Origin of the sequence: Pedobacter segetis (assembly GCF_016623585.1) — a bacterium.
In the GTDB taxonomy this organism is placed as follows: Bacteria; Bacteroidota; Bacteroidia; order Sphingobacteriales; family Sphingobacteriaceae; genus Pseudopedobacter; species Pseudopedobacter segetis.
In genome coordinates this window covers 42,764-68,586 of record NZ_JAEHFY010000013.1, presented here as the reverse complement: position 1 = coordinate 68,586, position 25,823 = coordinate 42,764, and the positions used below count along the sequence as shown (strand labels likewise).

Annotated in this window: 25 protein-coding genes; 2 read left to right on the top strand and 23 right to left on the bottom strand. The window is 36.2% G+C overall.

The genetic code is table 11. The features are described from left to right. Nucleotides 1–12: 12 nt before the first annotated feature. The 18 genes from I5M32_RS10330 to I5M32_RS10245 form a co-directional block, all read right to left on the bottom strand. Entirely contained in the window at nucleotides 13–681 is a 669-nt protein-coding gene (locus I5M32_RS10330; RefSeq protein WP_200586162.1) for a DUF2461 domain-containing protein, read from the bottom strand. Continuing rightward, a complete protein-coding gene (locus I5M32_RS10325; RefSeq protein WP_200586161.1) occupies nucleotides 674–1,063 on the bottom strand; it encodes a DUF983 domain-containing protein in 390 nt (129 codons plus the stop codon). Before I5M32_RS10325 ends, I5M32_RS10330 begins: the two co-directional genes overlap by 8 nt. A 154-nt stretch (nucleotides 1,064–1,217) precedes the next feature. Continuing rightward, the gene (locus I5M32_RS10320) at nucleotides 1,218–1,493 is read right to left on the bottom strand and encodes a hypothetical protein (protein WP_200586160.1); all 276 of its coding nucleotides are present in this window, start codon (nucleotides 1,491–1,493) and stop codon (nucleotides 1,218–1,220) included. An 11-nt stretch (nucleotides 1,494–1,504) separates the two neighbouring features. After that, a complete protein-coding gene (locus I5M32_RS10315) occupies nucleotides 1,505–2,077 on the bottom strand; it encodes a DUF420 domain-containing protein (RefSeq protein WP_200586159.1) in 573 nt (190 codons plus the stop codon). Nucleotides 2,078–2,112: 35 nt separating this feature from the next. Beyond that, nucleotides 2,113–2,817 (bottom strand): SCO family protein, encoded by a 705-nt coding sequence (locus I5M32_RS10310; RefSeq protein WP_200586158.1) that lies wholly within the window; start codon nucleotides 2,815–2,817, stop codon nucleotides 2,113–2,115. After that, a complete protein-coding gene (locus I5M32_RS10305; RefSeq protein WP_200586157.1) occupies nucleotides 2,810–3,151 on the bottom strand; it encodes a cytochrome C oxidase subunit IV family protein in 342 nt (113 codons plus the stop codon). Before I5M32_RS10305 ends, I5M32_RS10310 begins: the two co-directional genes overlap by 8 nt. Nucleotides 3,152–3,167: 16 nt before the next feature. After that, entirely contained in the window at nucleotides 3,168–3,869 is a 702-nt protein-coding gene (locus I5M32_RS10300) for a cytochrome c oxidase subunit 3 (protein ID WP_200586156.1), read from the bottom strand. A 34-nt stretch (nucleotides 3,870–3,903) separates the two neighbouring features. After that, the gene (locus tag I5M32_RS10295; RefSeq protein WP_200586155.1) at nucleotides 3,904–4,476 is read right to left on the bottom strand and encodes a cytochrome c oxidase subunit 3; all 573 of its coding nucleotides are present in this window, start codon (nucleotides 4,474–4,476) and stop codon (nucleotides 3,904–3,906) included. A gap of 7 nt (nucleotides 4,477–4,483) precedes the next feature. Next, complete coding sequence (gene cyoE, locus I5M32_RS10290; RefSeq protein WP_200586154.1) at nucleotides 4,484–5,341, bottom strand: heme o synthase; 858 nt, start codon at nucleotides 5,339–5,341, stop codon at nucleotides 4,484–4,486. Next, nucleotides 5,338–6,402 carry a COX15/CtaA family protein gene (locus I5M32_RS10285; protein ID WP_200586153.1) on the bottom strand — a complete coding sequence of 355 codons (1,065 nt, stop codon included), beginning with the start codon at nucleotides 6,400–6,402 and terminating at the stop codon, nucleotides 5,338–5,340. Before I5M32_RS10285 ends, cyoE begins: the two co-directional genes overlap by 4 nt. Before the next feature lie 69 nt (nucleotides 6,403–6,471). Beyond that, entirely contained in the window at nucleotides 6,472–8,370 is a 1,899-nt protein-coding gene (locus tag I5M32_RS10280; RefSeq protein WP_200586152.1) for a cytochrome c oxidase subunit I, read from the bottom strand. Between the two features lie 20 nt (nucleotides 8,371–8,390). After that, a complete protein-coding gene (locus I5M32_RS10275; protein WP_234461931.1) occupies nucleotides 8,391–9,563 on the bottom strand; it encodes a cytochrome c oxidase subunit II in 1,173 nt (390 codons plus the stop codon). A gap of 37 nt (nucleotides 9,564–9,600) precedes the next feature. Continuing rightward, nucleotides 9,601–10,797 carry a quinol:cytochrome C oxidoreductase gene (locus I5M32_RS10270; protein WP_200586150.1) on the bottom strand — a complete coding sequence of 399 codons (1,197 nt, stop codon included), beginning with the start codon at nucleotides 10,795–10,797 and terminating at the stop codon, nucleotides 9,601–9,603. Between the two features lie 15 nt (nucleotides 10,798–10,812). Next, nucleotides 10,813–11,406, bottom strand: coding sequence for a c-type cytochrome (locus tag I5M32_RS10265; RefSeq protein ID WP_200586149.1), 594 nt, complete (start codon nucleotides 11,404–11,406; stop codon nucleotides 10,813–10,815). Further along, nucleotides 11,390–11,926 (bottom strand): DUF3341 domain-containing protein, encoded by a 537-nt coding sequence (locus I5M32_RS10260; protein ID WP_200586148.1) that lies wholly within the window; start codon nucleotides 11,924–11,926, stop codon nucleotides 11,390–11,392. The genes I5M32_RS10265 and I5M32_RS10260 overlap by 17 nt, the downstream gene beginning before the upstream one ends. Before the next feature lie 2 nt (nucleotides 11,927–11,928). Then, nucleotides 11,929–13,401 carry an NrfD/PsrC family molybdoenzyme membrane anchor subunit gene (nrfD, locus tag I5M32_RS10255; RefSeq protein ID WP_200586147.1) on the bottom strand — a complete coding sequence of 491 codons (1,473 nt, stop codon included), beginning with the start codon at nucleotides 13,399–13,401 and terminating at the stop codon, nucleotides 11,929–11,931. Between the two features lie 23 nt (nucleotides 13,402–13,424). Then, the gene (locus I5M32_RS10250) at nucleotides 13,425–16,451 is read right to left on the bottom strand and encodes a TAT-variant-translocated molybdopterin oxidoreductase (RefSeq protein ID WP_200586146.1); all 3,027 of its coding nucleotides are present in this window, start codon (nucleotides 16,449–16,451) and stop codon (nucleotides 13,425–13,427) included. Nucleotides 16,452–16,488: 37 nt separating this feature from the next. Beyond that, a complete protein-coding gene (locus tag I5M32_RS10245) occupies nucleotides 16,489–17,859 on the bottom strand; it encodes a cytochrome c3 family protein (protein ID WP_200586145.1) in 1,371 nt (456 codons plus the stop codon). Nucleotides 17,860–18,334: 475 nt separating this feature from the next. On the opposite strand from I5M32_RS10245, the gene I5M32_RS10240 reads away from it, so the two are divergent. Then, entirely contained in the window at nucleotides 18,335–18,550 is a 216-nt protein-coding gene (locus I5M32_RS10240; RefSeq protein ID WP_200586144.1) for a hypothetical protein, read from the top strand. Nucleotides 18,551–18,635: 85 nt separating this feature from the next. Here I5M32_RS10240 and I5M32_RS10235 read toward each other — a convergent pair whose 3' ends face one another. After that, nucleotides 18,636–19,616: a deoxyhypusine synthase family protein gene (locus I5M32_RS10235; RefSeq protein ID WP_200586143.1), complete on the bottom strand. Its 981-nt coding sequence runs from the start codon at nucleotides 19,614–19,616 to the stop codon at nucleotides 18,636–18,638. 104 nt (nucleotides 19,617–19,720) lie between these two features. On the opposite strand from I5M32_RS10235, the gene I5M32_RS10230 reads away from it, so the two are divergent. Further along, nucleotides 19,721–20,848 carry a BamA/TamA family outer membrane protein gene (locus I5M32_RS10230; RefSeq protein ID WP_200586142.1) on the top strand — a complete coding sequence of 376 codons (1,128 nt, stop codon included), beginning with the start codon at nucleotides 19,721–19,723 and terminating at the stop codon, nucleotides 20,846–20,848. Nucleotides 20,849–21,059: 211 nt separating this feature from the next. On the opposite strand, the gene I5M32_RS10225 is transcribed toward I5M32_RS10230, so the two are convergent. From I5M32_RS10225 to ligA, 4 genes are all read right to left on the bottom strand, one after another. Continuing rightward, nucleotides 21,060–22,160 carry an AI-2E family transporter gene (locus tag I5M32_RS10225; RefSeq protein WP_234461935.1) on the bottom strand — a complete coding sequence of 367 codons (1,101 nt, stop codon included), beginning with the start codon at nucleotides 22,158–22,160 and terminating at the stop codon, nucleotides 21,060–21,062. A gap of 183 nt (nucleotides 22,161–22,343) precedes the next feature. Beyond that, on the bottom strand, nucleotides 22,344–23,228 hold the full coding sequence (gene dapA / locus I5M32_RS10220; protein WP_200586140.1) for a 4-hydroxy-tetrahydrodipicolinate synthase: 885 nt from the start codon (nucleotides 23,226–23,228) through the stop codon (nucleotides 22,344–22,346). Beyond that, on the bottom strand, nucleotides 23,225–23,758 hold the full coding sequence (locus tag I5M32_RS10215) for a DUF6913 domain-containing protein (protein ID WP_200586139.1): 534 nt from the start codon (nucleotides 23,756–23,758) through the stop codon (nucleotides 23,225–23,227). The genes dapA and I5M32_RS10215 overlap by 4 nt, the downstream gene beginning before the upstream one ends. A gap of 25 nt (nucleotides 23,759–23,783) precedes the next feature. Beyond that, nucleotides 23,784–25,799, bottom strand: a complete 2,016-nt coding sequence (gene ligA, locus I5M32_RS10210) for an NAD-dependent DNA ligase LigA (RefSeq protein WP_200586138.1) — start codon at nucleotides 25,797–25,799, stop codon at nucleotides 23,784–23,786. Between the last annotated feature and the right edge of the window lie 24 nt (nucleotides 25,800–25,823).

Here is a 25,823-nt window from a genome sequence, read left to right as displayed (position 1 = left end):
GGGTTGAGAATGTTAGCCGTTGCCTATTGCTTGCTTTAAAAACAAAGTTAAGGGAAATATCTGTTTTAATGATGCAATGATAAGTTGGACCGATTTTGAAGAGCTTAAATCGCTATCCTTAAACTTTTCTGAAACCGTAAAACTTTTTAACCTTAATAACTCTATATGATCATGGTCTGCATCATAACCTTTTGGCGTGGTCTTTAGCTTATCTTGTTGGCTTAAACCACCAAAATGAGCCATAAACTCTTTAGCCTCAATTATCTTTAATAAATCTTGGGTGTTATAGTCAATCTCTTGTCTGATTGCTTTGAGATGATCTGCTTGGGGCATCCAATACCCTCCGGCAACAAAGCTTTCTCCGGGTTGGATGTGGATATAATATCCTGGTGTATCGCCTCCTTTCCCTGCCGATGAAATACCTATCCCAAAGTTGTTTTTATAAGGTAATTTATTTTTACTGAACCTTACGTCTCTGTAAATTCTCATCATTGTTTTTTTGCCAGGCAATTCTGATGGGATGGATAAATCTATCTTTTTTATTTCCTTTAGGATTTCATCTGCAAACTCTTCTACGTTTTGCTTAGCTTCTTCATACCTAGATTTGTTATCTTGAAACCAATCTCTGTTGTTGTTATCGATTAAATCTTTTAGAAAATTAAAAGTTTCTTTTTTAATCATGGTCATAATTTTCCAAGTATTTTATCTTCGGCGAAAGCCAAAACAATAATATAACTCTTGAGTATCTGAAATTAGCAGGGGCAAATGCCAAGGCACCTATAAAAATAGTAATAACGTAAAGCCATGGGGATTCTAATTCACCAGTGAACCAATAGGTAATGATGCCTATGGTAACGGCCAATGCAACATTTAAGGCGTAACCCACATACATTGCGGCATAAAAATAACCCGGCTCTACCTCAAAACGCAAATTACATTTGGGGCAATTATCATACATTTTTTGGGATTTAAAACCGTACATACTCGTTTTAAACATATCTCCCCTTCTGCATCTTGGGCATTTTGCATGGAGCATCGCTTGCATTTGAGGTGTTTTTGCCATTTTTATTTCAGAGAAGAGTACCATACTGTTTGCCAACTAATGATCCAGTATTTTATAAAGAAACGGTTAAATTACAAAGTGAAAAGCAATTTCGATGGTATTCTGAAAATGAATCTAGTGTGACAAAATTTCAAGAAAACTCGACATTAGCAAATCAATTCAAATTGATCTTTTGTTCTTTTATATCTATGGCAACGTCTTTTTTCCTGTATTTTTTATACCATAACAAGCCTATACCCAATATCATAACATACGGTGCTGCCAATAAATACATGATCCCTTTATTTAAACCGGTAGCGGCGGTTCCTCCACCTTTGAGATTAGACTCTACCGTTGCTTGGCACATAGCACATTGTGCAAAAGAGCTATTGCTTATTAATATTAATCCTCCAATAAAAAAAAGGATACTTAAAACTTTTAAAATTTTCATGATGATATAAATTAAAAATTATAGTAAGGCGAAATCATTAAATAAACTACCACGCCAGTTACCGTTACGTAAAGCCAGATTGGAAAGCTCCAACGCACTAACTTTTTATGTCTTTCTACCTGCATTTTTAAACCCCTAAAAAAGCTCAACAAAATTAAGGGTAACACCCCCGCGGCCAAAATAATGTGTGTAATTAAAATAACGTAATAAACATATCTTAAATTACCCGAAGCTACTATTTCTTGTGCACTTAAAACACCATCGTGGTTTAAATCTCCAAACTTGGTTTCTGGTGCGAAATAATGGAACAATATATAGGATACCAAAAACAAAGAAGACAATATAAAAGTAATGATATTGGTTCTTTTGTGAGCCGTAATGTTTTTGTTTTTGATAAAATAGAGAGAAATCAGCAATAAAATGCTGCAAGTACCATTTAATATGGCATTTACCTTAGGTAGCAAATAGATGAAACTTGGAGTTTGTATGGTTACTGGGATGATCTTACGGTTTAAAACCAATACAACCAAAAAAACAAAGATTGAAATCCCGATGATCAATCTAAAAATAAATTTATCTTTCATTACCCAACAAACATTTTAAAAACACTAAGGTTTTTTTATTCTAATTTAATTTTTCTTAGTTCTTCTGTTATCAAAACCTTGATCTCATCACTCAATCTTTTAATTTCATTAAATGAGGTAGCGGTATAATAGCCCCTAATTCTTTGATCTGCGTCTAAAAGTATCAATTTATCGCTAAAAATAAATTTAGATGTATCTTGAGGATCATGTAAAACGTTGACAAAAAATTGATCCCTAATTAAAGGATAGGTAATGGATGTATCTGCGGTACCGATTTCCCATTTCCCTTTTTTTGCTTTTAAAGCCTTGGCATAATCCTTTAAAGCTTTAACACTATCAGACCGTGGATCTACAGAGATAGACAAGAATTTAATCAGTTTATTGTCCTTAAACTCATCGTAGATACTAGAAAGACCTTCATTAATTTGAGGCAAAACATTTTTGTTTTTACTATAGAAAAAATTAACGACGGTAATTTTTCCTTTAAAGTCTTTAATATTTATAGAATCGCCGGTTGAAGATATTAATTGGGTAGCAGGGATCTGATGATAAATAGTGTCTGGTATTTTTTTACCACGTTTGGTATAGAATGTGGCAGCAACTTCTTTTGGGCCAAAAATTGGCAAAGGCTTGTATCTGTTTTTACCTTTTGCTTGGAGTAAATAATACAAAAATCCTGGAACCGCTAATATGGTTACCAGGATCAATATTTTAGCTAACGGAAATTTATTTTTATACATTCATGTGCAGGTGTAAATAATTACCTTCTGTAAGCATCAAAATAATAAAATAAATAATAAATATGAAAGAAACAGTAACACCAACTATCATAGTATATTTCTCGAATTTTAGGTGCATAAAAAAAGCTACTATGTAAAACGCTTTAACAAGAGTTAATGTTATGTATGCAAAGTTTTTAAAATGTTGCGGAATAACGGTGTCTGGTATTGCCAATGCTAAAATAAATTCAACTACGGTTACGCCTAAAAGAATAAAAAATACTTTCCATATTTGTTTTTTAGACATGGTTTCATGCTGATCTGCATGTTCTAAATCGCTGTGTTGTGTTGACATTATAATTGAATTAAAATTATACTAAATAAAAGAAAGTAAATACAAATACCCAAACCAAATCTACAAAGTGCCAATAAAGTCCAACTTTTTCTATCATTAAGTAATGACCTCTTTTTTCAAACACTCCGGCTATTGTCATAAATAAGATAATGATATTAACAACAACACCTGTAAATACATGGAAGCCGTGGAAGCCCGTTATGGTAAAAAACAGATTAGCAAATTGCTGACAACTCATATTACTGGCTGTAATACCCATTTCCTTAAGAGTTTCTGCAGTTGGGATTGCTCCCCACCAGAAACCCTCGTGGTGTAAATGCGCCCATTCTAAAGCTTGGCAGCCTAAAAACATAAAACCTCCAATAATGGTAGCAACCATCCACCAGATTACCTCTTTTTTAGCCTTACGATGACCTGCTTCTACGGCCAATACCATTGTAACAGAACTAGCGATCAATATAAAGGTCATTAAACCCACAAAAACTAAGGGTGCATTGTCTGATATCCCTGGGAAAGATTTAAAAATAATTTCGGGATCTGGCCAGGTCATTTTACTGAAGCGTTGTGCCCCGTAATAAATTAAAAATGCAGAGAACGTAAATGCATCTGATAATAGGAAGAACCACATCATCAATTTCCCGTATTCTACTTGGAAAGGAGACTTTCCACCTGCCCAAGGTGTGGTTTTAACTTCGTCTAGTTTTGCTGTTGTATCCATTAAATATTGAAGGTTGTAAATTCTGAGTAAAATTTTACTGGCTCAAAAGTAAGAAAAGGTATAAATATATCCATAGAATATCTACAAAATGCCAAAAAATAGAAGCAATCTCCATTCTAAAACTATTAGTTACGTTCGGTAATTTACCGTAACTACTTACTAATGCGGCAATTAAGACCCCTAAGCCAGCAATTATATGTATAATGTGTAAAAAAGTAAAAGCATAAACAAAACTTATAGAGGCATTAGAATTGATAAAAAACACGCCTAAATTAGTCCAAACTGCCCATCCATATACTTGTAATACAATAAATAATATCCCTAAAACAAAAGTGAGCCACAAGCCAACTTTTTGTTGGGTAAATTTTAATTTTTTTGATTGTAAATAAGACCAGTGTAGCGTAAAACTACTCAAAATAATAACCGCTGTACTGTATATGAATACGTGGGGTAGTTGTACATTCAATTTTTTTCCTGCATCACCGGTATATACGATAAAACCGCTTGTTAAACCTGCAAAAAATATAATTGAAGATACGATGAACAACCAAAGGATAAACTTTTTTGGTTGAAAATTATGCCTATCTATATCTTTATTCAAAACCATAATTTGTTTACGTTAAATTAAATAATAAAACTAATTGCACTATTGGGAGATAAAGAAAACTTCCAAACATTAAGCTTCTTGCCGCTTTTATATCTAGTCTGTTTACCAAAACCAAAGCTTGGTAAGAAAAAGCCAATCCAATTATGACCGATACCACCGCTATTATGTTACCTCCAAAACCATAAAATGTTGGCAACAAACTTACAGGGATTAATATCAAGGTAGCCATAAAAGTAATGATTGCGCTGGTTTTATCTCTTTTGGTGGTTGGCAATAACCTAAAGCCCGCTTTTTTATAATCATCATCTAGTACCCAGGCAATTGCCCAAAAATGAGGGAACTGCCATACAAACTGTATCGCAAAAAGAACCAATGCTATTTGATCGATATAGCCATGGGCAGCAACGTAACCGATCAAAGGTGGTAAGGCACCAGGAATTGCCCCAACAAATACTGCTATGGGTGATTTGCGTTTTAACGGTGTATATATAAAAGCGTAAAAAAATATCGAAAAAACAGATAGTAAACCAGTTAGTATATTTAAACTTCCTAATAAGAATGTGCCAGATATGCCCATAACCAAGCTTATTACCAAAGCTTGGCCGTTAGTCATCCTTCCAGAAGGTAAAGGGCGGTCTGCCGTTCTTTGCATCAATTTATCTAAATCCTTTTCAATGATTTCATTAAAGCCGTTTGCCGCAGAGGTTACCAAAAAACCGCCGATCACCAATTTTATCCAATTGCCCCAATGTATGGCAAGCTGGCTTTCTGCTGCTATCAAAAATGAAATAGAAGCAGAAAAAACCACTAAAAAAGTTAGCCTTAGTTTAACTAAATTCTTGAAATCTTTTAAAAACGTATTCAATTGCTATTAATTAAAAAAGGTTTTTTTAATAAAATAAGTAGTAAGTAAAATTGTGCGCCAAAAATAAGTGTTGCCAATAAAACATGGGGAGCTTGCCCCCAAGGAGTCAAACTAAAATTAGATAATATCAAACCTGTTATAAATTGTAATCCTAATAAAAGGAGAATATACTTACCATAAACCGTGGTTCTTTTATTATAATTGTTTCCCTTCATCAGTAAAAAGAAAAACACCCCATTGGCGATAACTAACAACAAAGCCAATTCTTTGTGATGTGAAAAAACCTGTCCTACTTCATTAAGCCACTCGCTCCTTGATAATTCTTTATAATTACTTTGCACAGCATCAACCTCTTCTCTTACTTCTGTACCAACGGCTATTTGAACAATGGATAACAGAACTAAAATTACTGCAAATATCTTCATTACTAAACTTACTTTATTGTTGGTAATGTCATTATTCTTAAAAGTTTTTAAGTCGAAATAGGTATAAATGGTTATTGCAAGTATCAAAATGGCAACTAACATGTGTACAGTAATTATCCAGGCCATTAAATTTGTAGAAACCACAATAGATCCTAGCCATGCTTGGAATACAACCAATAAAAGATTAATGCCACTTAACCAAAATAATCTCTTCCTAACCTTTAATAATCTTATAGATATAATAAAAGTTAGCAATAATAATAAGCCAGTAATTGCGCCAATTAACCGGTTTATATATTCTGTATAGGTTTTGATTGCATTGAATTCTTCCGGGAGTTTTATGGTCTCATCATTTCTTACTTTATTGGCCAAATCGGGATATCCGGATTTATCTAAAAGATTGGCGAATTTTTTGTTCTTTTCCAATCTTTGAGCAACGTATTTCTGCTTATAATCCTTTGGTAATGCAGACACATCGGTTGGAGGAATATAATGATCGAAACATCTTGGCCAATCTGGGCATCCCATACCAGATCCCGAACTTCTTACCACCCCTCCTGCAAGGATCAACAAGAATAAAGATATGATGGAAATTAAATTTACTCTTAAAAAAGACTTTTCTATCTTAGAATACATTACTGTTGTATAAAATTGGGGTATCTACTTATAGTATGATACCCCAATCAAATATAAATAGCAGAAATATTACTTTACCTCTTCTCTACTATCGATGTTTTTATGTTCGATATTCCATTGCTCTTGGATTCTTTCAGCTTCTTCGTTTCCTGCAAAATCATGAGGAAGGTTAGAACTCATCGTTTCAGACAATGGCGTGTTTTGGGTAATAAAATCGGCATCGTGACCTGGTTTGCTATAATCATAAGCCCACCTATAAACAGTAGGTATTTCTCCTGGCCAGTTACCATGGATACGCTCTACAGGAGTTGTCCATTCTAAGGTATTGGCTTCCCAAGGGTTTTGGGTAGATTTCTCGCCGAAGAAAATCGAATAAAAGAAGTTAAACAAAAATGCAACTTGAGCAACTGCACCTAAAATTGCGGCCCAAGTAATGAAAACGTTTACCGATAACCATTTTTGCATCGACTCGAATTCTGTAAAAGCGTAGTATCTTCTCGGCACACCATCTAAGCCCATAAAGTGCATTGGAAAGAAAACCAAATATGCAGAAGCAAAGGTTAACCAAAAATGCAGATAACCTAACTTTGGGTTCATTAGCCTGCCAAACATTTTAGGATACCAATGGTAAATACCTGCTAGCATACCAAAAATTGCGGCAGAGCCCATTACAAGATGGAAATGGGCCACAACGAAATAGGTATCATGCAGATTAATGTCTAAGGCTGCATTTCCTAACCAAATACCGGTTAATCCGCCAGAAATAAAGAAAGAAACCAAACCGATAGCAAATAACATTGCGGGGGTAAACCTTATATTTCCTCGCCATAATGTTGCTAACCAATTAAAAGTTTTTACGGCTGAAGGAACTGCGATTATTAAAGTGGTTATCATAAACACCCCACCTAAGAAAGGGTTCATACCTGTAACAAACATATGATGCCCCCATACTATGAAAGATAATACGGTAATACCTATTAAAGAATATACCATTGCATGGTAACCAAAAATTGGCTTTCTAGAATTAACAGACATTACTTCTGAAGCAATACCCATTGCCGGCATAATTACTATATAAACCTCTGGATGCCCTAGGAACCAAAATAAATGTTCCCATAAAATAGGGCTACCACCTTCGTTTGCCAATGCTTGCCCACCTATGTATATATCAGAAAGATAAAATGAAGTTCCAAAACTTCTATCGAAAACCAATAGAACGATACCTGCAACTAATACCGGGAACGATAAAATCCCTAAAACGGCGGTTAAGAAGAAAGCCCAACAGGTTAATGGCATTTTCCATAAATCCATCCCTTTGGTACGCATGTTAAGGATGGTAGAAACATAGTTAATACCTCCTATCAAAGATGAAGCAACAAATAGTACCATCGATACCAACCAAAGTGTCATTCCTAAACCAGACCCTGGCATTGCTTTTGGCAAAGCAGATAAAGGTGGATAGATAGTCCAACCTGCGCCTGCTGGCCCAGATTCTATGAAAAATGTGGATAACATGATTACACTAGCACTAAAAAACAACCAATATGAAAGCATGTTCATAAACGGAGATGCCATGTCTCTAGCGCCTAATTGTAGGGGGATAAGAAGATTAGAGAATGTACCACTTAAACCGGCCGTTAACACAAAAAATACCATGATGGTACCGTGTATGGTTACTAAAGACAAGTAAAAGTTAGGGTCTAACCTTCCGTCTGGAGCAAATTTTCCCAACAAAACCTCTAATAAGGGGAAATTATGATCTGGGTAGGCTAGTTGTATCCTAAACAAAATAGAAAGCGTCATAGCGATAACGCCCATAATGATACCAGTAATCAAAAATTGTTTGGCAATCATTTTATGATCCTGACTAAAAACATATTTAGTTAAGAAAGTTTCTTTATGGTGGCCATGAGAATGGTCATCATGATGATGCATCGTAGCTGAGGTATGAATTGCAATTGTTGACATAATCTCTTTCAGTTTTAATCTTAATTATTTAATGCAATTTTATTATTCTTTGGTGCTAAATTATCTTTCATGGCCAATTGATATTGCTTTTTCATATCTTCAGTAACAATTGGCTTTTGTTGTTTAATCCATTCTTTATATTCTTTCTCTGAAACAACCCTAACTGCAAATTGCATGTTATAATGTGAAGCACCGCAAATTTTTGCACAATACAATTTGTAATTATATTTTGGGTTTCCGGTTTTCTCTCGCATTTCTGCAGTGGTGATCGTAGGAGTAAATTGAAAAAAAGTTGCCATACCTGGCACACAATTCATTTGAACTCTAAAATCTGGCATATAAAAACTATGGATAACATCTTGTGAGCCTAAAGTAAACCTTACCGATTTGTTTACGGGTAGTACAATTTCGCTCACTTTTAAATCGTCATAATTTCTTTTATCAGAAAGATCTAAACCTAGGGTATTTAAGCCGTTAAGGCTCCCAATTAATTTGTAATTTTTATTGCCCGCAACGTTATCTTTTCCGGCATATCTTACTTCCCAAGCAAATTGATGTGCTGTTACATCGATTTGGATGGCACTTGCCATATCGCTTTTAGATATGTTGGTAATCCCTCTCCAGGTAAAAAATCCCATTAAAACTAAAATTGTTAAAACAATTGCAGGGGTAATAGTCCAATATTTTTCTAAAGTATTGTTATGAGGATAATAGTAAGCTTTTTTCTTTCTATTAAATTTGTAACGATAAGCGAAAGTGAAAAGCAAAATATGAGTAATTACAAACACAATGGTTGTCAAAATCAATGTTACGTTCAACATAGAATCTATCTTAGCTCCATGTATAGAGGCCGCATCTGGTAAAATCTGTGCGCCTTGCACCGTGTAACACCAATATGCTCCATACAGGCCCAAAACCAAAAAAACAGCGAAAATAAGCCCATTGATGTTGTTCCATTTTATTCCCTCTTTTTTACCTTGGATTTTTTTTGTTAGGTCATATACTTGGAGAATTTTACCTACTATACCGATAAATATGCAAAGCAATAAGAAAAGTAACAGATAATATCCAACCATTTTAGCCAAACCATCAGTTTTGCTTACCTCTTCTGCGGCACCTGCAACTGTATCTTGCGCCATTACCTGATTAAAAGCCAATGCTATTAGTGCAAATAATGAAAAGATTTTTTTCATATTAAAAAACTTATAAATTTTCATTCCGAATATCAAATTATATTTGATGATTTAAACTTTCTTCTAAAAAAGGATGGTTTTTTGGAGCAAGTGATAATTTACTTAATGATGCCATTACCGTAAAAGCAAACAAACTCACAAAACCCACAATTGTTCCAATTTCAATAATTCCAAAACCTGCTGCATCACCTAATGTCCCAGGCATGATCATCATATAATAATCTAACCAATGTCCGCACAGAAGTATAATACATACAAATAATAACATATTTCGTTTTCTTTTTGCGTCTCTTGACATTAAGATTAAAACTGGCGACATAAAGTTGATGATCAGGTTTAACCAAAACAGAGGCATATAAAAACCTTCCAATCGTTTATAGAAATAAACGGTTTCTTCGGGCATATTTGCATAATAAATCAATAAAAATTGAGCAAACCAGATATAAGTCCAAAAAATGGAAAAACCAAAAACAAACTGTCCCAAGTTATGGAAATGATTGTCATTGATCCAGCTCAAATAGCCTGCTTTTTTTAATAAAATTAAAGTAACGGTAATAGCTGCCAAGCCAGAAACCCACATTGCGGCAAAGTTATACCATCCAAACATGGTAGAGAACCAATTTGCTTCTAAAGACATAATGGTATCAAATGCCCATACGGGAGTAGTGAAACCAAAAATCACTAAAAATATAGCCGAATATTTGATACTTCTCTTATAGCTATTTAACCCCCCGTGAAGATCTTCATTTACAGATGCTTTTGTTAAAATACCTGCAAAAATACTGTAGGCACCTAAAAACAATACGATCCTAACCAAAAAGAAAATTGGGCTTAGGTAGAAAGATTTAGACGGACTGAACTCTTCTGAACCTTCTGGTGTGTTCCAATGATAAAGGTTATGAGAAAATAAACCAGAGGCTACAACTATAAGTAAAATTATACTAGCTAATGGCAAAACTTTGCCAAACGCTTGGGGTACACGTAACAATGCAGCAGACCATCCGGCTTGTGCAACAAATTGTATGGCACAAAAGAAAACACCGGCTGCACATACGCAGGTAAAATAATAACTCATCAATAGTAAGTTAAGGAAAGTACGCTCGCTATGGCCTGTTAAAAAACCAAAAGCTACTGCAATAATGCCAATGATAATACCAACGATGCTTAATGTTTTAACTTTACCACTAAAGTCAAATTTTTCTGAAAAATTATATGAATGATGATGAGCTCCCATATTTTTGTTAATCGATTATTGTGGTTTTTGTAATTGGTGAACGTACATGATAACTTTCCATCTTTCTTCTGGAGAAAGTTGGGAAGCATAAGACCCCATTAAATTTAATCCATATTGGATGGTATGATAAATCTTTCCATCTGTTAGATCTTTCATTGCCCCGCCTCTTGATGAGTTACCAGTAGAATAGGAAGGGGGAGCTGGAAATTTACCCAACTCAACTATATGTCCATTCCCCATGCCTTTTTCTCCATGACAGGGGCTGCAAAAAGCTAAATATAATTGCTTACCTTCTAACAAATTCTTTTTAGTAACGGTTAAAGGACTAGTTATACCTGTGCTTGCCGCCGCATAACCTTCTGGTGTATTTGGAAATTCATCAAATCTGGTAAAACCAACTGGGGTTGTGCCCGGTGGCGGTACCTGAGCGGATATACCGTTAGCAAAAATCGGATTCTTTTGATCTGGATTGTATGCGATTGGATAATACATATTTGGCGCATATTCTAAACCCCTGCTACGCTTATCATGGCATGAGCTAAAAATAGTTGCCACTACAACCGCAACAAAAGCTAAACCTAATATATTTGTTCTATTCATAGCTAACATATTTTCTATCGTTGTGCTTGATTTCTATGGCACCTGCCTCTTTTAGTAAATTGTCTATTTTTTGATTGTCAAACCCTTTATTAGCGTCGATAGCAATAACAAAACGATCTGTTGTTGCCCTAAGCTCCATTACCCTTGGCGCCCTACCTGGAAATAGGTGAGTTCTATAAAAGAAAGCTGCTACCATCCCAAAAGCACAAAATAAAACCGTTAATTCAAAAGTTATCGGAATAAAGTCTGGAATGGCAAAGTTAGGTTTACCACCAACATTCATTGGCCAATCCATCACCAACATAAAATAAATCATACCGAAGCCCGTACAAGTACCTGTAATGCCGCATATAAATGCAACTATATCCAGCCTACTTCTTTTAACCCCTAATTTATCTTCAATACCATGTATGGGCATTGGCGTATAAACATCATAAACGCTGATGTCGTTATCTTGTAACTTATCGATCCCATTCATCATATCATCGGGATCTTCAAACAAGCCTAAAATATATTTGATATCACTCATTGTTAAATTTTTACGTAATCTGCTTGTTCTACACTATCATAGGCATTCAGAGACTCCACATAATATTCAGCCTCGGCCTCATTCACTTTGCCTTCTTTCATTAATTTCTTTTTAGCCTGTTCTGAAGAAGACTTTAATATCAACCTTACCTCTGCCATAGCAACGGATGGCAAAACCCTGATAAACAGCAGGAATAATGTAAAGAATACACCTATTGAGCCAACAAATACAGAAATATCAACCCATGTAGGGTAAAACATGGCCCAACTTGATGGCAAATAATCTCTGTTTAATGAGAGTACGATGATTACAAACCTCTCGAACCACATACCAATGTTTACCACAATTGATAAGCACCAAGAAATGGCAATATTTGTTCTTATCTTCTTAAACCAGAACAATTGAGGCATCACTACGTTACAACCGTACATAAAACAACCTGCCCACCAATATGGCCCAGTAAATCTATGCAAAAAGGTATATTGTTCGCCTTCAACACCAGAATACCATGCTATAAAGAACTCACTTAAATAGGCTACCCCTACTATTGAACCTGTTAAAACGATGATCTTATTCATCGATTCTATGTGGAACATGGTAATGTAATTCTCTAATCCTAATACTTTTCTGGTTACCAATAATAAAGTTTGTACCATTGCAAACCCAGAAAATATAGCTCCTGCAACAAAATAAGGAGGGAAAATTGTAGTGTGCCATCCCGGGATAAGAGATGTTGCAAAATCCATAGATACGATGGTATGTACAGAAAGTACCAATGGAGTTGCCACACCGGCTAATATTAATGAAACGGTTTCAAACCTCTGCCAAGTTTTAACAGAACCCGTCCAGCCGAAAGAAAGTATAGAATAAATTCTTCTTTTTAATCCTGTTGCCCTATCCCTAATTGTAGCAATATCTGGCAATAAACCTACATACCAGAACACCAATGAAACAGAGAAGTAAGTAGATATTGCAAACACGTCCCAAACTAGGGGTGAGTTAAAGTTGACCCATAAAGACCCAAACTGGTTTGGCAATGGTAACGGCCAATAAGCTAACCAAGGGCGGCCCATGTGCGATACAACGTATGTGGCTGCACAAATTACCGCAAAGATGGTCATCGCTTCTGCTGATCTGTTGATAGAATTTCTCCATTTTTGGCGGAACAGCAACAATACCGCAGAAATTAAAGTACCCGCATGACCGATACCTACCCACCATACGAAACCTGTAATATCCCAAGCCCAACCAACGGTCTTGTTTAATCCCCAAGCTCCAATTCCGTTCCAGAAAGTATAACTAACCGCAAACAACCAAAGGCATGCGCCCATTGCGGCAACTATAAATCCGATCCACCAAGCCCTGTTAGGCTTGTTTTCTACCGGCCACAAAACATCATCGGTGATCTTTGCGTAAGTAATATCCTTACCGGTTATTAATGGTTCTCTTAATATTGATTCGTTATGAGATGACATATCTTAAATTATATTTTTAAATATTAAGCTTCTTGTAATCCTTTGTTTGTGATTTTTGTCATGTAGCCTACACCCGGTTGAACGTTTAATTCTTCCAGTACATAGTAAGCTCTTTCATTAGTTAGTGCTTTAGAAACTTCTGAATTAGGATCGTTAGCATCTCCAAATACAATTGCATTAGCAGGACAAGTTTGTTGGCAAGCAACTTTAATATCCCCATCAACTAATACTCTCTTATCTATCTTAGCTTGCAATTTACCTGCTTGGATACGTTGTAAACACATAGAGCATTTCTCCATTACACCTCGGAAACGAGTGGTAACATCCGGATTCAAAACTAATTGTGTAAATTCATTGTTCAAATAATTATCAAATCTAGAGTCGTTCCAATAGTTAAACCAGTTAAAACGACGAACCTTGTAAGGACAGTTGTTTGCACAATATCTTGTTCCAACACAACGGTTATAAGCCATGTGGTTAATCCCTTCGTTAGAATGAACAGTAGCTAGAACAGGGCAAACGGTTTCACAAGGGGCATGATCACAATGCTGACACATCATGGGCTGATGCACCACAGAAACATTTTCCATATTACCGCCCATCTCTACGATAGAATCTTCATCTGTTAGCTTTTTATCGCCGTCTTCAAAAGTGTAATATCTATCAATACGTATCCAGTGCATTTCCCTTCTACGTCTTACTTCATCTTTACCAACAACTGGCACATTGTTTTCGGCACTACAGGCTACAATACAGGCACCGCAACCAGTACAGGCATTTAAGTCGATAGCCATTACCCAATTATGCCCAGGATGATCGTATTTTTTCCATAAATCGTAAGATTCATGTTTTTTCTCTCCATGGTTACCACTGCCATGTGCAGGGTCTTTTTTATACTCAGCAAAAGTAGCCTCTCTAATAATGCCCCTACCTTCATAAGTGTGGTGGGTTTGTGTTTGCGCTAATTCTTCATAACCACCGGTTTTTGTTACAGTAACGGTAGTATTATTTTGAAGTGTCCCGTTTACAAAACTCAAAAATGGATAAGCATTCTGACCAACGTTGTCTCCAACTTTACCGGCATTTTTTCTTCCATATCCCAAGGCAACAGAAACGGTACCTTGCGCTTGGCCAGGTTGATGAAGAACGGGTAAATCAATTGAATAATTAGCTCCTTTTACCGTAACGATATCAAATTGAGCTATACCTAGTTTTTGTGCATATTTAGGATTGATGGCAACATAGTTATCCCAAGTTACTTTTGAAACCGGATCTGGTGTTTCTTGTAACAAAGGATTATTTGCTTGCTCGCCAGAACCTATTGCCACAGATTGATAAACCTGTAGCTGAATATCTTTGTCTAATGCTTTACTTTGTTTTATAATTGTAGAAACTGCATTAGAAATATCTGTTGTGGTTACGTTGGTTGTTATTGGTTTAGCAGCCATCGATACAAAACCAGATTGCAAAATATCATCCCACTTTAAACCAGCAGCGGCTAAAACGGTCTTTTCCCAATTCCCCCTTACGTAAGTATAGTAATCTTGAACAGGAGTATTTGCCCAATTTAGCATACTTAATTCTGCTTGACGGGTATTGTAGATCGGATTAATAGTTGGTTGCACAATTGTATAGTAACCTTCAACTGCATTTTCATCGCCCCATGCTTCTAAGAAATTATGGTTTGGGGCTACAACTTGGCATAAAGCAGCGGTTTCATCAACCCTATCTGCAAAAGATATTGTTAAGTCAACTTTTTTGATGCTTTCTGCAAAATCTTTCGATGTTGCCGAAAAATATGCCGGATTGGAGTTTAAAAACATAACAGCCCCAACTCTCCCTGCCTTCATATCGGATAGCAACATTGCAAATGCGGCATCATCTCCCATATATTGGTATGATGGATTATCTAAATCTATAGTTGATCCATAACTACCTAATGCGCTGTTGATTACATTAACGATGCTTTGCGTTGCTGGATCATTAGAACCAGAGACCACCAATGCGGCACCTTTAGCGGCCAATAACTCTTTAGCAGCCAATTTAACGGCAGCATCTGCGGCATTGTTATCAGAAAGTGAGGCGCCTCCGTTAGAAAATCCTGTGATTGCTGAGTATAAGTTTAGCAAAGCTGGCCCTTCTTCTGATAATTTTACAGGTATTCTTGAGTCGGCCTTTGTACCCGTTAAACTCATCCCAGTCTCAAAATGAATATGACGGGACATTTTCTTATCTTCTAACGAAGCTAAGTTTCTGTTTTTAACATATTGCTTGGTAAATTGAACTGGGGAAATCCATGATCCCAAGAAATCAGCACCAAAACTTACAATTACGTTTGCTTTTTCAAAATGATATTGGGGCAAAACCGCCTTACCAAAACTAGTTTGGTTTGCTTTTAAAATACCTGAGTATGACACCGGATCTACCATGATATGCTTGGTTGCCGGGTAAGTAGCAGAAAAATCTGCGATAGCCGCTTTTGTAGATGGACTGTTAACGGTATTGCTTACCAATACGATGGACTTACCAGATGCTTGGACTTTTGACAGTGCTTGTTTAACATAAGTATCAAGATCTTCCCAAGATTTATCCACTCCGTTAACAACGGGTCCTTTTAGCTTTGAGATATCATACAAATCTAAAACTGCCGCTTGTGCTTGGGCGTTTAAACCGCCATTGTTAATTAAGCATTTCGGGTTACCCTCAATTTTAATAGGCCTTCCTTCCCTAGTTTTTACCAAAATACTTCCGCCTTTGTAGCTAGAAACATAATAGTTAGGTACACCCGGGGTAACTTCTTCTGGTTTAATCAAATAAGGAACAGATTTAACAACCGGGGCAACGTTACAAGCCGCTAAGCTTACTGCTCCCAATCCAAAACCCATTGCTTTTAAAAAATCTCTACGAGGTGTAGGTGAGTTTAAACCTGTACCTTCTAATAATTCTTCTACAGGAAGTGGTTCTGCAAATTCGTGTTTATTTCTTTCAACGAACTCAGGAGTCTTTTGAACTTCCTCTAAACCTTTCCAATATTTTTTTGTGCTCTCCATTTAAGCTATATAAGACTGTAATGTTTGTTGCTAATTATTAATAATGACATTTACCACACTCGATACCACCTAAAACAGCGGCAGTAACTTTTTCTCCTTTTTTGATCTTATCATGTGCAGCAATCACTTTATCATAATAAGGGTTTCCTTTAGAGTTAACCTGAGTTTCTTTATGACAATTGATACACCATTTCATGGTAAGTGGAGAATATTGATAAACTTCTTGCATTTCTTGAATTGGGCCATGACATTTTTGGCATTTAATACCTGCAACCTTTACGTGTTGTGAGTGATTGAAGTAAGCCAAATCTGGCAAGTTGTGGATCCTTACCCATTCAATAGGGCGAGGATTATCTCCATATTTTTGAGTTTCTGGATTGTAATCTAAAGCAGAATAAATTTTAGCTATTTCTGGTGAAATTTCTCCATTGTATTTCTCTGTTGCTTGAACATATTTATGGCAGTTCATACAAATATTTAAAGAAGGAATGGTTGCGTTCTTAGATTTCCATGCGCCAGAATGGCAATATTGACACTGTATTTGATTAGTACCGGCATGTAATTGATGCGAAAACTTGATAGGTTGTACCGGTTGATAGCCTTGTTGTACGCCAGTATTCCATAATCCCATCCATCCAAAAGAACCCAAAGTAATGGTAACCGCTAAAACCACAAAGAACACCAATTTCTTGTTCTTTGCAAGCTTTTTAACAGTTGCTAATCTATCTTTTGGCTCTGCGTCTTCATCGTCTTGTTCATCTGGCAGTATAACTTCGCCTTCTTTTTTGAGCAATAAACGCTCCAAGGTACCAATAACTCGGTTTAAAACCAGTATTACCAAGAACGCAATTACCACTACGGCAATTAAACCGAATATCATAAAATTACTGATCCCGCCATCTGAAGTGCCCGCTGCATCTGCAGTTGCTGCGCCCGAACCTGCTGCTGCCGCAGGTTTTTTATCACCCTCTACTTTTATGTAAGCTAATATATTATCAATATCGTTGTCGCTAAATTGCGGGAAAGGGGTCATCCCTGCTTTATTGAACTCTTCATAAATGGCAACGGCATCTTTATCTCCTGTTGCTATAAAAGCAGGAGAATTTTTGATCCATTTGTGAAGCCATTCTCTGCTTTGTTTTTCGGTAACACCGGCAAGAGCCGGGCCTAAAACCCTCTTGTTTAAAGCATGGCATGAAGTACAATTTGCTTTAAATAAAGCTTCACCGGCCTTTGAATCACCTATTGGGGCTGCACCTCCTGCAGCTTTTTCTGCAGGAGCGGCAGTTTTTGCTGAATCTGCTGGAGCCGTTTGAGCTAGCGATGAACTTAAAGCACCAAAAGCGATAACAGATGCTATTGCCAATGGTCTTAAAAATCTTCTTAAATCAGATGAGAAGTTTCTCATATTGAGTTTCTTATACAAAAATTAAAATATTAGGGTATTAAAAATGTGCGGTTAAGGTTTCTTAATTCACATTTCTGAAGCACAAAAGTATAATTATTTAATCATGGGCTGACAAATTCATGACTGATATTAATAATTTAGAATTATTCTAAACAATATGTTTAAAGATGGTTTAGCGTATGTTTTAGCCTTTTTTGATTTAAACAATCGACAAAAAATATAATATCGGGATTCTTTTTATTTTGAGTTTTCACAACTTATTTATATCCGTTTAACGATTTCTTTTGCTTAATCCATAAGAGCGATATCCTTTGATCGATTTTTTATGGTAAGAAATATGGCGTATGATGTGCCCCCTTCACGATAATGTTGGGCAACGCCCTATTATTAATCTGGTAAATTTAAGTTGCTCATTAAATATTTCTCCCAAAAAATTTAAACAGTTTATTATATTTGCCTCATAAATTTAAAAAAAATGAAAAAGTCGCTTGGTATTTCTATCATTGTTATTGGTGTTTTAATCTTAATAGGATCTATTGTTTTAACACCTGCAGTTTCTTTTAACCCAGCAGATTCTACCAATGGAATTAAAGCTGCAGCACTCTACTTTTTTGGGGGCTTATTTATTGCCGGAGTTGGAGTTGTGATATTTGCAAACTCATTACCAGATTATAAAACTAGAAATCAGTAATTAGCAACAGTCAATTTAGTTGTTTCTATAATAAAAAAAGCAGGACTTGTTAAGATCCTGCTTTTTTTATGGGGTTTTTAATGATTTATTGTTTTAATATCCATGCGAAAATTAAGGGGGCAACAATGGTTGCGTCTGACTCTACAATAAATTTAGGCGTATGTATATCCAGTTTACCCCAAGTGATCTTCTCATTTGGTACTGCCCCAGAATATGAACCATAAGAGGTGGTAGAATCTGAGATTTGACAGAAATAACTCCAAAAAGGAATATTTTCCATTTCCATATCTTGATACAACATTGGGACTACGCAAATTGGGAAATCGCCTGCTATGCCGCCACCAATTTGAAAGAAACCGATACCTTTCCCATCAGAATTTTTAACATACCAATCAGCAAGCCAAGCCATATATTCTATGCCACCTTTAACGGTTGTTGCCTTTAACTGTGCTTTTATCACATACGAGGCAAAAATATTTCCCATGGTAGAATCTTCCCACCCTGGCACCACTATGGGCAGGTTTTTTTCTGCAGCAGCGAGCATCCAAGAATTTTTAGGGTCAATCTCATAGTATTGTTCTAAATCGCCGCTCAAAAGCATTTTATACATAAATTCATGAGGGAAATATCTTTCTCCCGCAGCCTCTGCATCCATCCAAATTTTTTGGATATGCTTTTGCAAACGACGGAAAGCCTCCTCTTCTGGGATACAGGTATCCGTTACCCTATTATAATGGTTCTCTAACAAATCCCACTCGTCTTGAGGGCTTAAATCGCGATAGTTAGGTACCCTTTTGTAATGCGAATGGGCAACCAAATTCATGATGTCTTCTTCTAAATTTGCCCCTGTACAGGAGATAATCGCCACTTTATCTTGCCTGATCATTTCTGCCAAGGAAATACCTAATTCTGCGGTACTCATTGCACCTGCTAAGGTAATCATCATTTTACCACCTTCTGCTAAATGGGTTTCATAACCTTTTGCGGCATCCATTAAAGCTGCTGAATTAAAATGCAGGTAATTCTTTTCTATAAACTGTGAAATTGGGCCTCTTTCTTGATTCATGATATACTATTTTTTTTCAAAAATAGGATTTTAGGACCGATCAAAAGAAAAGGATTGATAATTGTACGTGGAAATTGCATTACTTTGCAGCTTTGATTAAACTAATGAAAAAATTCTTTTACTCCATCATTATATCTATTTCGCCGTTTTGCGCTTCCGCACAAAATAAAATTATAGAAAAGCTTTTTTCTAACGATACCACTAGGCATAACAGTTTTTTACCTGTCCCCCTCATTGGGTTTTCGCAAGAAGCTGGATTTCAGTTTGGTGCGGCCGGGATATATTCTTTCTATACCGACTATAAAGACAAAGAGACCAAAGCATCCCAAATTTATGGGGTAGCGGCTTTTAGTACTAAAAAGCAATTACAACTTAGCTTTAAAACAGATGCTTGGGCACCAAAAAACAATTATCATTATTTAATTGAGACCAAATACTATGATCAAACATTTAATTTTTACGGAACAGGGAATAATACCCGTTTAGCCGATGAAGACCTTCTGAACCTTAAAAGATTGAGGCTAAATGCAGAAATAGAGAAAAAAGTTATCCCTAAACTTTATTTAGGCGGCGGTGTGGAGTATGAAAATTTGGTTTATGCCGATAAAGAGATTGGGGGGATTTATACCACCAACCCCAATTACGTGGATAAAAATGGAGGGCAGTTTTTATTTTTTAAGGGGACATTCTTTTATGATACCAGAGATAATGTTTCTTATTCTTCTAGCGGGATTTATTTTAAAACACAGTTTGGTTTTTCACCAGATTTTTTTGGCGCCCCAAATTTTGAAGGCTCTATAATTACCGCAGATGTGAGAAATTTCCACAAAATATCCGATAAAATAAACCTAGGGCTAAACGCCACTTTTGAATCTTTAAGTAGTAGCCATCCCATCCCCTTTTATGTTTTGAGGCAATTAGGAAACGATCAGTTTATGCGTGGCTATTATACGGGGCGTTATCGTGATGAAAATTTGATTACTTCACAAGCCGAGATAAGATATAGGCCAGTACCAAGATTTGGTTTGGTTGCTTTTGGCGGGGCCGGAAAAGTATATTCTAAGGGGAATTTTAGTGATAACAGTTTTAAACCAACCTATGGAATTGGTGGCCGGATTTTCTTTGATCTTGAGAAAGGTTTGGCCTTAAGGTTCGATTATGCTTTGGGAGAAAAACCCATAGGAGAGAAAAGGATTTCTGGTTTTTATATTTCTTTGGGAGAAGCTTTTTAGGATAAATTTAAAAACTAATTTGTAACCTTAATTTCAATAGTATGGAAAAATTTATTGGGACGAAAGGTAGATTTATTGGAATCACAAACTCTTAAAAATCCTTAATTATTAGAAATTATTAATGAGAGCAAAATCTCATTGATTTGAAAATATTAGAGAATAAATTACTCTTAGATATTCTATAGAAAGTATTAATTCTATTATTAACAGTTCAAATCGTTTTGTTTTTAAGAGAGCGCTTTTTTTCTAAAATTTCAAGTTCCTCGGCTTCTTCCCCCATCAACATCCCCCAAGGTTTAAAACTTTCAATCCTATCAAAAATAATTTTTAAAACCGCAAAAACAGGGATAGATAAAAACATACCAGAAATACCCCAAAGCATTTCGCCAATTATAACTCCCAAAACCGTAACCAATGCGTTTATTCTAACCTTTGAGCCTACAATTACCGGCAACAATATATTGCTATCGATTAAATGAACAATTACGATGGTGATAAATACAAGCAATGTTTTTGATAATATACTAGCTGTAGCAAAAGTAATGAGTACGCTTAAGATCATGGCTACAAAAATCCCCAAGTAAGGTATGATATTTAGGATGCCGGTAATTAAACCAAGAAGTATGGCATATTTTACTCCCAAAGCCCAAAACGCCAAACATACAACCGCTGTAACTATGGCCATCTCAGAAAATAAACCGATGATATATTTCCTGATCATGTACTGAACGTTTTCTATCACATCTGTTACAATGGTTTTGTTCTCTTCTAAAAAAACAATCAATAAAAAACGTTTGATTAACCGCCTATAAAAAAGAAAGAAGAAGGTATAGATAAAAGTAAAAACCAAGAACAACAATGTAGAGGATAAAGAAAGCAATGTTGCAGTAGCAAAAACGGTACTTGAAGATAACAGCTTATTTGTGGCCTCATGCACATAAGTTAATTGCTTTTTGGCATTGATGTTCATGGTGCTCTCTATCCAATCTTGCATTTTATCAATGGTTATATTGAGTTGATGTTGGAATTGGGGCCAATCGTTAGCTAGTTTACCAACCTGTGTGCCGATAAAATATAACAGCAATACAATTGCACTCAAAAGCAGCAAAACAGAAATTATGGCGGCAACGCTTCTAGGGAATTTAAGCTTATTCTCAAAAAATGTAGCCAATGGCAACAAAACCATAGAAAACAAGCAAGAAAATATAAGTGGCGATAAAATTTCTTTGGTAAAGATAGCGATATAACATATTGCTATAATACTTAGAAGCACACAAGTTAACTTAACATAAAAAGGATAACTTTTAACCATAGCTTGCATTTTATTAACTGTTTTAGGTAATGAGGTTAAAAATCGGTAAAAAACTAATGAATTTAAACCCTAAAAATAATTGAACATACAATTATACCTTGGCCTGTTAAACAAGAATTATTATCAAAGAAGCAGGGTTATGGAATAGCGAATTTTAAAAAAACAGGCCTTGGGTTACAAGAATTAAGCCTGTTTAAACAATTTCTTTATTTCATTTACAATTTGAGCCCTAGTTTGATCGGTAACCTTTACCAGCGGTAAACGCAAGTGATCCTTGCAAATGCCCAATTGTTTCATCGCTGCTTTTACGCCTGCCGGGTTACCTTCTACAAAGCATAATTTAGTAAACTCTAATAAACCAAAATGGGCGGCATGCGCACTTTTAAAATCTCCTTTTAAGCATTTGCGCACCATTTCTGAAAGTTGAAACGGAACTGCGTTACCTATCACAGAGATTATCCCTGCTGCCCCTAAGGCAATCATGGGTAAGGTTACTGGGTCATCTCCAGAAATCAAAAGAAAATCTTCTGGTTTGTTGGCCGCTATCTCGTTAAAAATATCAAAATTGCCCGATGCCTCTTTTGTGGCGATGATGTTTTTTTCTTTTGCCAAGCGCAAGGTTGTTGCAGCAGACATGGTTATACCGGTTCTTCCCGGTACGTTGTACAATATGATCGGTAGTTTTGAAGCCTCGGCCACAGCCTTATAGTGCTGATAAATGCCTTCTTGGTTTGGTTTATTGTAATAAGGGACAACAGAAAGTACGGCTTCATATCCTTCAACATCGAAATTGCTAACGGCTTTTACCACTTCTGCGGTATTGTTGCCCCCCAAACCTGCAACCAGCGGAATGCGCTTATTTACTTTTTGAGCGGTAAATCCAAAAATTTCTTGCTTTTCTTCTTTGCTTAATGTGGCAGACTCTGCCGTGGTACCCATTACAACAATGTACTCCACTTTTCCATTGATCAAGTGTTCAATGGTTTTTTCTAGTGCGCTAAAATCAACGCTTCCATCCTCAAGAAAGGGGGTAACCATGGCTACACCGGTCCCAAAAAAACTGCTCATTTTATTTTATCTAAATAGTATCTTAATTCTGTTGTGAAGCCGGTAATACTGTGTTGCTGCGTTGCAAGCATAAAATCGAAAAATGCCGAGTTCTTTTTATCGTAAGCACCCACTTTAAACAGGGATTTTGATAAGGCGGTAATATAAACCAAAGGGAAACAGATTTCTGTACAAAGGTTTAAGAGAATATCAAACTCGTTATTAACAAATGTTTTGATTTTATCTTTCTTGGGCACTAAATTCCATTCCACATCATCTAATGAGATTAGGTCTATGATATTGGATTTCAATTTTAGGCTTTTATCAGAAATGAAACCCAATAATCTTACTTTTTTATCAAATCCTGATAAACTTGTAACAATTTTTTCGGCTTCTGTTAACTGGTTCTGATTTTGGATATTGACCAGTATGCCTATATTTTTTGCATTATCTAAAGATACAGATTCGTTTTTACGCATCTGTTTGTTTGTTTCTTTCCTTAACTGCCTAAACCCAAACTTTAACCGTACTTGATCTATCAAATCTTTCATTTTGTTTTTTTACTGTTATAGTGATCTAGTTGCTTATCAATGCCAGCAAGTCTTGATCAGAAATGATAGGGATTTGCATTTTATTGGCTTTTTCTAATTTAGATGGCCCCATATTATCTCCAGCTACCAGGTAATTTAGTTTTGCAGAAATGCCGCTTAAAATCTTACCTCCGTTTGCCTCGATCATATCCTTTAACTCATCTCTGCTAAAATTTTCAAAAACACCAGATATGATAAACGTTTGCCCGCTTAATTTTTCCGAAGCCAAAACTACTTCCTTTTCTTCAATTTCAAAAGTTAATCCTGCCGCTTTCAGTTTATTAATTTCTTGGATGTGCTTATCATCCGCAAAATAATCTAAAATGCTTTGGGCAATACGTTCTCCAATTTCATCGGCAGCTATCAATTCTTCAAAATTAGCTTTCAATAAACGATCTATGTTTTTGAAATGTTGTGCCAATTTTTTAGCAACGGTAGCACCAACGTACCTAATGCCCAACCCAAATAAAACCCGCTCAAAAGGCATATTTTTAGATTTCTCTACCCCTTCAAGAAGGTTTACGATTGATTTTTCTCCAAAACGGTCTAAAGCTTTTAATTGGTTTTGATGGTTTTTTAAATCGTAAATATCGCTGATGTGCCTTAATAGCCCTTTTTGAAAGAAAGCCTCTACAGTTTCTGCCCCTATCCCTTCAATATTCATCGCCTTACGGCTGATAAAATGTTGCATCCTCCCAACAATTTGTGGTGGGCATTCTTCATCATTTGGGCAATAATGTACCGCTTCGCCCTCTTCCCTTATCAATTCTGTACCACACTCTGGGCAACGGTTGATATATGCTATTTTTTGAGCAAAAGGCAGGCGTTTCGCTAGGTTAACTTTAATGATCTTTGGTATAATTTCGCCGCCTTTTTCTACCAGAACGGTATCGTTTTCATGAAGGTCTAATCTTTCTATTTCATTTGCGTTGTGTAGCGTGGCTCTTTTTACGGTTGTGCCGGCCAGTAAAACAGGTTTTAGATTTGCTACCGGTGTTACTGCACCGGTACGCCCAACTTGGTAGCTTACTTTTTCTAAAATTGTTTCTACCTCTTGGGCTTTAAATTTATAGCTGATTGCCCAACGAGGCGATTTTGCCGTAAAGCCCAGTTCTTGTTGTTGGGCGTAACTGTTTACTTTTATAACGATCCCATCAATATCGTAACTCAGTTTAAAGCGCTTTTGGTCCCATTCTGCAATAAAATCTAAAACGTTTTGAATGTTGTTGCAAAGCCTGCTTTCATCAGAGATTTTAAATCCCCAACTTTTTACCGCCTGCAAACTTTCCCAATGGGTTTTAAATGGGTTTTTATCGCTATAAAAAAAATAAAGGAAACAATCTAAGGGGCGTTTTGCCACTTCTGCCGAGTCTTGCATTTTTACGGTGCCAGAAGCGAAGTTTCTTGGGTTTGCATAGGTTGCTTCTCCGTTCTCTAAACGCTCTTCGTTTAACCTTTCAAAGGCGGCCTTGTGCATAAACACTTCCCCCCGTATATCAAACTCGGTGGGCATTTGGTTGCCGCTAACTTGGGTTGGGATGCTGCGTATGGTTTTTACGTTTGCCGTAACTTCATCTCCTTTTGTGCCATCACCGCGGGTTACCGCCCTTAACAATTTGCCGTTCTGGTAGGTTAAACTCATGGATAAACCATCAAATTTTAATTCGCAAACGTATTCAAAATCATCGCCTATGGCCTTTCTTATCCGTTGATCAAAATCTATTAGATCTTGCTCGTTATAAGTATTCCCCAAAGACATCATTGGCCATTTATGCACAATGGTCCTAAAGTTTTTGGTTATCTCCCCCCCTACTTTTTGTGTGGGCGAATTGGGATCCAAAAATTGGGGATTGGCTTTTTCCAGGGCTTCTAACTGTTTTAGTTTTTGATCAAAATCATAATCAGAGATGGAGGGCATGGCCAAAACATAGTAATTGTAATTGTGCTGTTTAAGTTCACGCACAAGGGCTTCCATTTGGTTTTTAACATCAAAAAGCGACATGGCTACGAAGATACATCTTTGGGA